The sequence below is a fragment of the Rubinisphaera italica genome (assembly GCF_007859715.1).
In the GTDB taxonomy this organism is placed as follows: domain Bacteria; phylum Planctomycetota; class Planctomycetia; order Planctomycetales; family Planctomycetaceae; genus Rubinisphaera; species Rubinisphaera italica.
In genome coordinates this window covers 5,622,527-5,634,439 of sequence record NZ_SJPG01000001.1, presented here as the reverse complement: position 1 = coordinate 5,634,439, position 11,913 = coordinate 5,622,527, and the positions used below count along the sequence as shown (strand labels likewise).

Annotated in this window: 13 protein-coding genes and 1 CRISPR repeat array; of the genes, 10 read left to right on the top strand and 3 right to left on the bottom strand. The window is 50.3% G+C overall.

Going from position 1 to position 11,913, the window contains the following annotated elements; translation table 11 throughout:
• Window positions 1-24: 24 nt before the first annotated feature.
• From cas1 to cas2, 3 genes are all read right to left on the bottom strand, one after another.
• On the bottom strand, window positions 25-1,110 hold the full coding sequence (cas1, locus tag Pan54_RS21510) for a CRISPR-associated endonuclease Cas1 (RefSeq protein ID WP_146505512.1): 1,086 nt from the start codon (window positions 1,108-1,110) through the stop codon (window positions 25-27).
• Window positions 1,111-1,257: 147 nt separating this feature from the next.
• Window positions 1,258-2,727, bottom strand: a complete 1,470-nt coding sequence (locus tag Pan54_RS21505; protein ID WP_146505511.1) for a reverse transcriptase domain-containing protein — start codon at window positions 2,725-2,727, stop codon at window positions 1,258-1,260.
• 70 nt (window positions 2,728-2,797) lie between these two features.
• A complete protein-coding gene (cas2, locus tag Pan54_RS21500) occupies window positions 2,798-3,070 on the bottom strand; it encodes a CRISPR-associated endonuclease Cas2 (RefSeq protein WP_146505510.1) in 273 nt (90 codons plus the stop codon).
• A 525-nt stretch (window positions 3,071-3,595) separates the two neighbouring features.
• Window positions 3,596-4,447: direct repeats of the CRISPR family, unit length 37 nt; unit sequence GTTTCAAAGCCCTCAAGCGGGCAACGCTTCATGCAAC.
• A gap of 957 nt (window positions 4,448-5,404) precedes the next feature.
• Here cas2 and Pan54_RS21495 point away from each other — a divergent pair.
• The 10 genes from Pan54_RS21495 to Pan54_RS25965 form a co-directional block, all read left to right on the top strand.
• On the top strand, window positions 5,405-6,112 hold the full coding sequence (locus Pan54_RS21495; RefSeq protein ID WP_165441910.1) for a CBS domain-containing protein: 708 nt from the start codon (window positions 5,405-5,407) through the stop codon (window positions 6,110-6,112).
• A 487-nt stretch (window positions 6,113-6,599) separates the two neighbouring features.
• Window positions 6,600-6,908, top strand: a complete 309-nt coding sequence (locus Pan54_RS21490) for a hypothetical protein (protein WP_146505508.1) — start codon at window positions 6,600-6,602, stop codon at window positions 6,906-6,908.
• 177 nt (window positions 6,909-7,085) lie between these two features.
• Window positions 7,086-7,400 carry a hypothetical protein gene (locus tag Pan54_RS21485; RefSeq protein ID WP_146505507.1) on the top strand — a complete coding sequence of 105 codons (315 nt, stop codon included), beginning with the start codon at window positions 7,086-7,088 and terminating at the stop codon, window positions 7,398-7,400.
• Window positions 7,379-7,567, top strand: coding sequence for a hypothetical protein (locus Pan54_RS21480; protein WP_146505506.1), 189 nt, complete (start codon window positions 7,379-7,381; stop codon window positions 7,565-7,567). Before Pan54_RS21485 ends, Pan54_RS21480 begins: the two co-directional genes overlap by 22 nt.
• A gap of 42 nt (window positions 7,568-7,609) precedes the next feature.
• Window positions 7,610-7,897, top strand: coding sequence for a molybdopterin converting factor (locus Pan54_RS21475; protein WP_207310199.1), 288 nt, complete (start codon window positions 7,610-7,612; stop codon window positions 7,895-7,897).
• A 116-nt stretch (window positions 7,898-8,013) separates the two neighbouring features.
• Window positions 8,014-9,057, top strand: coding sequence for a hypothetical protein (locus Pan54_RS21470; RefSeq protein WP_146505505.1), 1,044 nt, complete (start codon window positions 8,014-8,016; stop codon window positions 9,055-9,057).
• Window positions 8,993-9,664 (top strand): hypothetical protein, encoded by a 672-nt coding sequence (locus Pan54_RS21465; protein ID WP_146505504.1) that lies wholly within the window; start codon window positions 8,993-8,995, stop codon window positions 9,662-9,664. Before Pan54_RS21470 ends, Pan54_RS21465 begins: the two co-directional genes overlap by 65 nt.
• Window positions 9,661-10,320, top strand: coding sequence for a ThiF family adenylyltransferase (locus Pan54_RS21460; protein WP_146505503.1), 660 nt, complete (start codon window positions 9,661-9,663; stop codon window positions 10,318-10,320). The genes Pan54_RS21465 and Pan54_RS21460 overlap by 4 nt, the downstream gene beginning before the upstream one ends.
• Window positions 10,321-10,737: 417 nt before the next feature.
• A complete protein-coding gene (locus tag Pan54_RS25970) occupies window positions 10,738-10,899 on the top strand; it encodes a hypothetical protein (RefSeq protein WP_165441493.1) in 162 nt (53 codons plus the stop codon).
• Between the two features lie 71 nt (window positions 10,900-10,970).
• Window positions 10,971-11,913: hypothetical protein (locus Pan54_RS25965; RefSeq protein ID WP_165441909.1), on the top strand; the 943-nt coding region annotated here is incomplete at its 3' end.

Genomic DNA, 11,913 nt, shown 5'->3' with positions numbered 1-11,913 from the left:
CGCCAATGCGGGGTTTTTCCGTCACTATGGAGAGCCTGGGCGCTCCAGCCAAATTCCATCCCATGGTGGGAGTTTGGCGATATACTCCTGAATCGACTGATGAAGCTGGCTGCTTTGAGATTTTTTGCCTTCATACATGGTCGCCTCAAGCACACCAAGCCAACGCTTACGGGCATCTTCCTTAATGATAACCGCTTCTGACTTCTCTTTCTTCTCAAAATCATTGAGAGTCACTTCTTTTCTGGCAAGTAATCCCAGCAAAGGCTGGTCAACACAGTTCGCGCGAAACGGCTCCATCAAATCGCACGCCAGAGAGCTGCGACCGGGACGATACTCGTGATAAAAGCCAAGAGCCGGATCCAGTCCTGCGGCCTGAATTGCTGCCAGAGTTCTGTTGAGCAAAACCATATATCCAAACGAAAGCAGAGCATTTACGGGATCGGTCGGAGGACGTTTGACTCGACCGGGAAGTTCCCATCCCGTTGGCAAAAGTTCAGCCAGTATTCGAAACCAGACTCTTGCAGCCGTTCCTTCAATTCCGCGTAAGCTTTCGTGTGAAGAAACAGAGCTCAGCTTCTTTTTTGAAGTTCTCAACTCTGAGAGCAGCACGTTTGAGGTCAATCGACTCTGTTTCTGCCAATTCCGAGCGATTTCCAACATAGTCGTCAACTTGGCTTCCATCAACGTTTGGCTCAGTTTGAGTTGTTGCTCACGATCGTGACTGGCCAGATACTGCCGGTAGCGTCGGTTGCGAAACTCGTCGTGTGGAGGAGAAAGCATCCCGGCAAAACGAGAGCCGTCAGCCGAAAGATAGGCGACCGGAATTCCCGCTTCTCCCAGAACTCGAATGGCCCCCGCGGTGACTCTCACGTTCCCGTAAATACAGACTTGCTGCATACCTCGCAACGGTAATCGAAGACGACGATTTTTCGATTCGGCATCGCGACCTGTGCCGCGAAATTCAATCATTCTGTTGGGAGCAAAAACAACCCCTGGCCCAAACAGATGCAAGACACCGACTTCGCAACAGGGAATCGGAGCAGGCTTTTGCACTTTTGCTTTCGTCGAGCCAGCCATGTGATGAGCTTTCTTTGCGAAGAGTTTAATCATGAAAGGAATTGTTTTGCCGAACTGAGAAAGGCCTGGGCTGCGAGGACAGGATTGTTCTCCTTAACGCTCGCAGCCCAGAGTGATCGTCCCAGCAGCAGAAAAATTCTGAAGGTATCACCAAAGAAAATCCTGGGTTTCCATTGACAATCAACTCTGGTTGACTGCGTGTGAATCCGAGACGACTACCATCTTGCCATTCGTTTTCGTTTCGGATTGATCAGTGATGCGAATGGGGGGTACTGGTGAGAGTGGCGAAGCCGCATCATCCTGCCAGGGAAATCGATTTTGTCGGGCCTGATAAAAGTTGCGAGGTAACGACTGCAGCATCAGAATTTGCACACCGTCGGCTTCCCATGTGGGGTGTCCTGTGTCAGCTCGTGCACTAAACTGCTCGTTCAAGACGGCATGGCTGATTTTCAGGCAGCTCTTCAGACGCGAGCGAACCAATCGGTAGATTGACAGATCGATGGATTCAAATGCAGAGGAGGCATCCGATGCGAATTGCCAGGTTTGAAACCAACCCCGTAAGCGACGATTCAGTTTCTCAAATTGTTGTCCCAAAGGACGATCAGCCGTAAAGGATTCGATATCTTCTTTGGCGGACTGCATCGCCTCCTGAATCCGATCGGCATCCGTAATTATTAATGTTCGATTCTCATCCAGAAATGGATCATGGCTCCGCAGAAGTTTCATCCCGAGAATTGGCAACCCTTCATGCAGGGGAGTGATGCGGGTCTTCTTTTTGGCAATGGAAAGTTGTGTCGACTCCTTCAATTGTCGAATCAACACTTTGCGGATCTGATTTGCCTCCTCTTTGCTGCTCGTCAGCGTGACAATGTCATCGGCATATCGAAACAACGGATTTGTCTTGCCGAACTGTCGATCCCAGTTTCGATCAAAGGAATCCAGATGCCAGTTGGCCAGCAATGGCGAAAGAGGACTTCCCTGTAGAATTCCTGCAGGGCGTTTTGTGACTAACCCGACAGCACTGGCTGATACCTGATTGAGCAGCTGTTTGACGAGTCGTGTGAAAGGCCGTTCGTTTGTGAGAAGACCGAGATCATTCAACAAACGACGATGGTCAATACGATCAAAAAAGGATTCAATGTCAATCACAAGACCGCATTGGAACCGCAGCGGATCCTGATCGACCGTTTTACGGAGTGCGTGCAATTGATCCCAGATTGTCTTCCCCGGACGAAAAGCGAAAGAGCGACGGTGTAAACGGGCTTCGATGACAGGATCAAGTACGATTTTCAGTGCATGGTGAACCACTTTATCGGCACCACTGAGAACCGCGACCCGTCGAGACTCACCCGGCTTGCCAGGCTTTGGGATTTCGTAGCTGCGAACTTTCCCGGGGCGATAAGTTCCATTCAGAAGTGAATGCCCCAGTTCCTGCAAAAAGTCGTTCGCCTGATCGACACGTCCCCTCAGCACGGCTTCTGAAGCATGATTGCCTGATCCGCGATTTGAGATTGATTTGCGCGCCCGCCGGAAAGCTTCCTGCAGAACACACCATTCCGAGAGGAAATGAAACAGGTCTGCGTGTGGCTTTGTTGGATAAGACTTGGCCTGTTCGAACAAATAATTCTGCAGTTCTCGGATTGCACTCATAAGACGTTCCTTTCAGTAACCGGACCGAACGCAATACGTGGGGTCCAAATCGGGAAGTAAACAGAGTCGTTCAAAGGATATGAAAATCTTTCTGAGTTTCGGCTCTTGGACAACCGGCATGCAAGATGCCTCGCGCCCGACCAGACATTGACCATGCGGTCAGTTGATCAGTCGCTGGATCGATTTCGGAACCCAATTCCTGCATGAGGTCTTGCATCAGTGACTGTTTCAGCTCGCCTTCAAAGACCGACTTCTGTCGGCGAAAACCAACCTGCTCCAGACGACGCGTTACACGACGACGGCGTCTGTCGCTACTGATGTCGTAGGCAATGACCCATTGCACAAATAATCAACTCCTGTGGACTCTTTCCGAGGAAAACAGTTTCCTCTCTATTATTTCGAAGACCTACCGCTTCAAATGACAGCAACGGCATAACTTTTTGAAAAAATAGGAGAGCTCAGTTTTGATAATCTTTTTTTGGCAACTGCAGTGAAGGAGCATTCCGTATTTGAAGAATACGGTTTACGAACTGACAAACGTGCAATGTCATTTTTGAGAGACTCAAAAGTGATAAGTCAGAGAACGCTCATTAGGTGCAGAAGAAATATGGTTTTGCAGACATCAGAAAGGTGAGGCTCAGAAAGAGACTTCGTCGGATCAAGCAAGCGGCTGCATCATTGAACGAGCCAGGGAAATCCAGCATGGAAAGAAATAATCCGGCGGAGTCGAACTCCTGCCGGATTATTTCTGATTTCAATAGATTGAGAACACTGCTTACAAGGGAGGATAAAACTCTATTCGGCCATTCAAGCGGGCAACAGCTCATGCAACCTCGGTTCTAAAAACTGGTATCGGGTGCGTCTCGAAGTTTCAAAGCCCTTAAGCGGGCAACGCTTCATGCAACCGTGGCAGCCATAAAAATAACCATCTCTCGGTTGCCCGGTTTCAAAGCCCTCAAGCGGGCAACGCTTCATGCAACGGGGACATGTTCCCCGAGGAGATGGGGCGCGAGGGAAACGTTTCAAAGCCCTCAAGCGGGCAACGCTTCATGCAACAGGCAGGGCGAGGGAACGCTCCATTGAAGCATTCGAAGTTTCAAAGCCCTCAAGCGGGCAACGCTTCATGCAACGCAACCGAAGTCTTCGGACAGGTCGTTGTGAACTATAAGTTTCAAAGCCCTCAAGCGGGCAACGCTTCATGCAACAACATCGAAATCACGGTCGTTCGAGTCGGACCTAATGGTTTCAAAGCCCTCAAGCGGGCAACGCTTCATGCAACTGTTCTGGACAATCACCCACATGGAGAGGGGGTGCATGTTTCAAAGCCCTCAAGCGGGCAACGCTTCATGCAACGTGGAGAAAAGATTTGCATCGGTGGCAACATTGAAGTTTCAAAGCCCTCAAGCGGGCAACGCTTCATGCAACAGCAGTGAGGCATACAGCCTCAGGGCAGGGGAAGTTTGTTTCAAAGCCCTCAAGCGGGCAACGCTTCATGCAACGGACGGCTCTCGCACACTCCGAATGCAGGGTTCTTGTTTCAAAGCCCTCAAGCGGGCAACGCTTCATGCAACCTAAGCTTCAGCTTATGGAACGAATCCTGTCTAGCGTGTTTCAAAGCCCTCAAGCGGGCAACGCTTCATGCAACGGAGCGTGGGCAATTGAATCCAGAAGGTGTACCGTTTCGTTTCAAAGCCCTCAAGCGGGCAACGCTTCATGCAACGGCGGTCATTTTAACTCCATGCCGCGTAAGCACTTGCAGGGGCATAATGTCAGACCCTCCCGAAAAAATCAACCCAAATTCCGTGCCAAACTCAAAAATTCCATTTTCCGTTTTCATAACCTGTTACCTAATAGTCACTTACAAAAATGTCAGGCCCTCACCGTTTTTGACCAACTTTTGCGCGCCAATGCGGGGTTTTTCCGTCACTATGGAGAGCCTGGGCGCTCCAGCCAAATTCCATCCCACGGCGGAAGTTCGGCGATATACTCCTGAATCGATTGATAGAGTTGGCTTATCAGAGATTTCGGACTGTCAAACAGAACAATTCCATCACGCTTCCCAGAACGGCAAGCCCAAGGACATCGGCCCTGTTTCTCAAAGCCCCCAAGCGGGCTACGCTTAATGCAACAGCGAAATGAACCGACTGCAAGAACTGCTAAATAAGCGTTTCAAAGCCCTCAAGCGGGCAACAGCTCATGCAACTGTTGGGATTGTAACCCTATGGTATACCAACATTTGCAAACCCACTTTGCAGGCTTTGGCCGAATCTGTCAAACCAAATTTCGTGCCAAACACAATAATTCTACCACTCTTTGCCATAACCTGCTCCCCTTCAACAATTTAAAAATGTGCAGGAAATTACCCCCGTTGACTACACTCGTACACGCTAATGCAGAATTTTATGTGCACTTAAACACAGTATCCCTGGGAGGTTACGTGAAAGAAAGTCCTTTTAATAATCTCTCATGCCATATTTTATCGTGAGAATACAGGTACTTCAACGAAAATCTACTTAAATTTAGCCGTTTCAATATCTGTATCTCAATTGGCATTGCTGTTTGTTGATCTGTATCAATGCTGGAAACCGACTGGAGTTTGAAACTGGCTAAGGGTACATTTATGGACACGTGACATTCCATTTCTCATCCCCTGATGACCAATGAGCAAACCGACCTTATGGATAATTTGACTTTCCGATTCCTTTCTGCTTACAACCAGATCGATGAACTGCTGCGTTCCCAGCAAAATGCTGCCGATAACATCACATTTTCCAATCTGGTGCGAACGGGGGCAAAATCGAATCGGCTGATTAAGAAACATAAATTCGCACTGTTGGAATTTTCCAAGCTCAGAAATTTTCTGGTCCATCGCTACGATCAAAAACTCATCCTTGCCAGTCCAACTTCTCAGTCAGTAGAACGAATGGAAAAGCTGGCCAATTCTCTGGCAAGTCCTGAAAAACTGATTCCGAAATATTCCGATAATGTCGTGATGTGTGCGGCAACGGATCCCATTGGCAAGATCGCCCAGTTGATGCGTGAGAAAAAGTATTCGCAAGTTCCGGTGGTCAGAGATGGAATCATCATTGATTTACTGACAGCGCATACCATCGCAATGTGGCTGGCGGCTACGCTCTCCAAAGAAACCGAGTTTAATGTAGAACAGCCAGTCGCTGACGTGCTCCCTTTTTCAGAAGACAAACACTCCTTCATCTTCATCAATCGCAATGCGAACATTATTGATGCACTCAGCCTGATTGAGAAGGAATACAAAAAGGGAAATTTACTTCAGGCTATTCTGGTGACAGAGCATGGAAAGCCCTCTGAAAAACCGATGGGAATCTTAACCCTTTCCGATCTCCCAGCACTGCGAGCGGAATTGTAAGTAGAATCTCTCTGGCATGATTGCTTATTACAAACTGATCGGGCACTTCAATCTGGTTTCGAGTAACCGACATTATTGAGCTAAGGTCTTTCTTTTCAGGATCAGCTCCCAATTTGATGGTGCGCATTCTGCATCATTGATATCAATATTTCCTGGAAAAGATGCACCTGCGAAGTCGCATCGCCTCTCGAAAGGCTCTGAATCTCCAGGCTGCCGAGCTATTAGGGGATGGGCTAAACAATCGGCAAAAACGTGTCACTATAAGGTGATGGAGAAATATTAATCTTCAGTCGCAGTCTTTTCTCGCTGTCTGTTGGAATTCATGAACTGATTTTTCGATCTTAGCAATCCGATTCATGACCGCGACTTGCCGAATCTGCTGTTTGGCTTCTGCTTACGGACAATTCTGCGTTCATTGTCTCCGATGCATACCTTAGTCCTGAATGCATCAACCACAGCACTCCCCTCTATTGAACAGAAAGGTTTTATGATCGCATTCAATGACTCAGCTGATTCCTCTTCCTCTGGCCACTTGCGTTTCCCTTCCGGCCAGATCGTCATCACCCCCAACGCTCTCTCCCAGTTGCCTCCCTCCGAAGTTCTCCGAGCTCTCAAACGTCACCTCACCGGCGACTGGGGGGACTGCTGCTCGGAAGATCGGCAGGCCAACGACCAGGCTCTGGAATCGGGTGGTCGTGTCTTCTCGGTGTATCACTCTGAAGATCAGAAAAAATTCTGGATCATCACGGAATCGGATCATTCCCTCACGACCGTGTTGATGCCAGAAGATTACTGAGGCGGTTCGCCGCCATCTACTGCTTCTCGCTAACTGCCACCTTTCGGCAGTCTGCAGGAGCCCACAATCCGTCGGTCAATTCTTGACCACCCTGTGACTGCCCCGGTGGAGCAGTCTGCTCCCTGACTCCCGTTTCGCGGGAGTTTTTTTACGTACTTTTACAAACAAGGAATCCTTATGACTTCTCAATCACATTCTCTGAATCCCTGCTCAGAAACTGGTTGTCCGCTGCGACAACGCGATTTTGATCGGGCAGTCGCCCGGGCCACCGGCGAATCAGTTCGCACGATCCACTCACGGGGATTCGTCCCTCTCTACCCCGATGTCATCGATGACGACATTCCGATCCTCGACTGGGATGAACTCGATCGCCAGCACAGCGTCGGCGTTCATCGATTGCGACATCCACTCCCCGAGGATTGCTGGATGTCTCCGGAATTCCTCATTTCTCAAACCCCACAAGGAGGATCATGTCCGCTCGGCACAAGCTGAATGCCGCCTATCTCCATGGTTCGCTGATTATCGCCGGCATCATTGGAGGGATTTCCGAGTCGTTTATCGCTTTCGGGATCACCTTTGCCGTGCTGTTGATCGGCAACATCCAAGGCGGCGACATTCGCCTGAATCGTCATCGAACTCGTCGACCTCGACGAAAATGACAGCCCCTTTACACCTCATTACTTTCACACAAGGAGCCCATTTTGAAGATTCTCTATATCAACAACGACGGCGGCGGTTTCGCCGACTACATCTCCATCGAACCCGAGACCACCATCTCCAAGTTCGTTGACCAACGCCTCAAGCACGGCATCGCAGCCGACTATCTCATCCGCGTCAACCGCCAACCGGTCAGCTCGGACTACATCCTCCAGGAAGGCGACCGCGTCTCCCTCACCCCCACAAAAATCGAAGGGGCACGAGGTGCCTCTGGGAAGTCGCATGGGCCTCGGGAGACTGAGAGAGTTCAGTTTGCTCCTACAGGGTGTTGATGAATTTAAAGGGGGGAATGAGTTCTCCCTTGGTTTTTTGGGCCGGGCAGTCAGGTTATTGAACCTGGCTGCCCGGCCCTTTTTCTTCCACAAACACTTTTTGAGAAAGGCTTCCTATGAATGACTTTCAGCGACTTGCGTTGCGAGCCGCGATCTCCATTCGAGAGGCAATGCTGGTCGATCCGTCGAATCGGGAGATCGATCTCCCTGAGAAGGACTGGAATCGCCTCCAGCGATTGCTGCGACAGAAGCAGTTGGCTCAAGACCACGAGTGGTCAATGGCCGAACGGATCATCAACACGCGGCTGATCTTCACCATGGAACGTCTCGCTACCGATCTGCGACAACGGACACGTGATCTGGAGCAGTCCATCAAATCGCGATCCACCGCACCCGATCTCCGCTTGATCTACGAAGAACTGATCGCCCTCCCGAGCGAATTCAGCGAAGTGAGTATCGATCTACGACACGGCATCCTCCGTGTGGTGACGGACGAGATTACTCTCGAAGAAATCACGCTTGGTCGCTTCGATATTGTTTACAACTGGACAAATGATGGACCTGGTCCCAGTTACGACATCCACGCTCTTGACCCCGCGCCCTCGAATGCCAATTCCGACTTCGTCCATCCGCACATTTCTGATGGCATCCTCTGCGAAGGGGAAGCGAAGTCGGGGATCGAAGCGGCACTCGCTCAGGGACGTTTCTGCGATTTCTTTCTGATCGTCGCCAACACGCTCAACACCTACAACGACGACTCGGCCTACGTCACCCTTAAGGAGTGGTACGGCACCCCCTGTCTGGATTGTGGAACCAGTTGCGGTGATGACGACCTCACTGTCTGCAGTGGCTGTGAAGATCCCTACTGCCATCAGTGCTGTGATTGCTGTCGGAACTGTCACGACTCGCTATGCGGTTCCTGTCTGCTGTGCTGCGAGGAGTGCTCTGCACCCCATTGCCAAGACTGCCTCAATACATGCAGCGAATGCAATCACGACTTCTGCAGTAACTGCCTGACCGATGGCTATTGCGAAGCCTGTTACGAAACCCTTTCTGAAACTGATCCTGAACTCGAAGAAGAAGAGGACAATCATTATGAAACGACGCACCCCCAACAAATCCCCACTCCCACGACGCCTGCAGAGACGGCCTCGTCGTAAACGCTTTCATCGACCGGCCTTGAAGTTCAGCCCGACGGCTTGGGCCAAGTTGATTTATCTGCGCGATGCCGGCCCGACTGAAGTGGGGGGCTTCGGAATCTCCTCTGCAGACGATCTGCTCTATGTCGAAGAGCTGGTTTTGTTACCGCAGATCTGCACAGCCGTGACCGTCAGCTTTGCCGAGGACGCGATTGCCGATTACTTCGATCAGCAAATTGATCGCGGATTAAAGCCCGAGCAATTCGCTCGCATCTGGATCCATACGCATCCGGGGGAGTCCCCGGAACCGAGTCCCACGGATCTGGACACAATGGAAACCAGTTTCGGGGAGTGTGACTGGGCCGTGATGTTTATTCTGGCCAGGGAAGGCAAACGCTACGCAGAACTTCGCTGGAACCGCATGCAGGATTCCCGCCTGCGAATCAAAACCTCGATCGATTACCGGCAACCGTTTGCCGGGACCGACTATGCCGCCTGGCAGGACGAGTATGACGAGAACGTGGTCGATCAATCCCAGAACTGGACGGACCTCATGGAACCCGACGAACTCTGGGAGTATGGCGACCTGTTTGACAATCCCCACTCTTTTCTGGAGTTCAACGCATGACCAATCAAGACCGTTTTACCCGACAAGCTGACCTCGTCCCCCGAGAGCGGATCGAAGAGTTGCAGGCAACCGTGATCGGGGTGGGAGCGATCGGACGTCAGGTCGCCCTGCAACTGGCCGCTCTGGGAGTACCACGACTGCAGCTGATCGATTTTGATCAGGTCGAACCGACCAACATCACCACACAAGGTTATGACCATCAGGATCTGGGACAGCTCAAAGTCGAGGCCACGGCCCGACGCATCCAGGAACTCGATCCCACAATCACAGTGACGACAATTGCCGACCGCTTCCGCTCCCGCATGGAAGTCGGAACGGTCGTCTTCTGCTGCGTCGACCGGATCAGCACCCGCGAATCCATCTGGCGAACTCTCAAAGATCATTGCGAATTCTGGAGCGACGGCCGCATGCTGGGAGAATCGATGCGGATCCTGACAGCCACGGATCACAATTCCCGACAGCATTACGCGACCACACTGTTCTGGCAGGCCGAAGCCCAAACTGGCCAATGCACTGCCCGGAGCACCATCTACACGGCCAACATCGCCGCCGGCCTGATGCTGCACCAGTTCTCCCGCTGGTTACGCGGCATGGGGAACGATTGGGACCTCTGCATGAATCTGCTGGCGAATGAATTGATGATTGCCAATTCTTAGTTGGAGAAGCTTTCAGACCCAAACAGTGAATTTACTCCTAAGAGAATTGGCGATTGCTGGAGGATACCAGCAATCGCTTAACTGGTAACCCGTAAATTACAGTTTCGTGCTTAAAAACAGGCGTTTTCGAGTTTTTACTGATTCTCTGAGCCTCGCTGGCTCCCGACGATTCCGGTCAATTTGCAGTTTCAATGCAAAGTTTCGAAACTCCGGTACGCTTTGCTCGCAGCGCTAAATAATCGCGAAAAATGTGTCATCATTAGATGAGAGAGAAGTCTTAATTCTCAGGGACTCTTTCAGACACAGGCAATTGCTGTTTCTAATTGTCGGTAACACAACCGCTCAAAACTGCTTTCACGCCGAAGGCTTATCTGACAGTCTTCGCACGTTCGTCCATTTCCTCAAGAAAGGTACCGGATGCCCAGACCCGACAAAGGTTCTCCCAAATCGAAAACACCCCCACCAAATTCTGACGAAATCCGTCAAAACATCTCCCAGTTGATCGGTCAATTGATCGCCTGGGACTGGATTCAGCAAAATTCCACACAGAAAGGGACAAAATCGAAAAATCAGTATTGAACAGTGCAACCACAATTTTGGAAAATGACAGTAGAAATTATTAGAGACGAGATACGGAGGCTGTGAGCAGGATGCAAAACACGACCACGAACTTACATGCGAAAGCGGCAGAGGATGCCGATTGGAAAATGAGCCAGTCTGTACTTGCAGATTTCCAGCGGATTGCTGAAAAAAATCAAAACCGAGGCATTTCCAGTTTTCGAGTCGGATCCATCGTCGATGATCGACGATTCCATCAGCTAGTGGATGAAAATAAACAATGGTTTCGCGATCGACTGGCAGAAAACGAAGTGATTTTCTGCCTGGACTGGAACCTTTATCTCCTTTTGAACAAGTACTACCGTTTGAGTCCTGCAGAGCAGAGAATCGAAGCAGAGTTCAGCACTCTGTGTCAGTTTCATCGAACACTGGGGGTCAGTCAATTTAACGCCATCAAATTTGCTCCACTCTCTGATGGTTTGAACAACGAATTATTGAAATTGAGGCCCCGGGCTGAAAGCGAATGGACGGAACCGCTAGGTTCTGTTTGCTCAAGGCAAATTCGTCACGTGACGGGAAAGCATCAAGAAATTCTTGATCGCTTACTTGGTGCCGCGGGTTGGCTCATCAGTCATCCCTCTTTCTTAGCTGACAGAGATGGCATTCGTGATCAATGGAAGAAGTTACCAGAAGGGAGCGATCATGTATTCCCGCTCAAGAAAACAACAAAAATTCCTCGGCTCAACTCTGAATTCCATTATGAACGTATTGAACCATTGCAAATAGATAATTTCAGAATAGCCTTCGATCAATTCTGCGAAACGTGGCAGTTGGAAGGCATGCTGAGCTGGGAACTTCCTGAACCTTCGGGGCCGCATTGGGACTACTTTGATTTTACGGATCCTGAAATGATGTCCAAACCAGCGGAACCGAAGACTCCGTTTCATACACCTGTTCTGGTTAAGGATAAAATGGCTTCAGCTGACTACGAATGCCATGTTCGGAATTCCGCCGAACACAGGTTTAATGATCAAC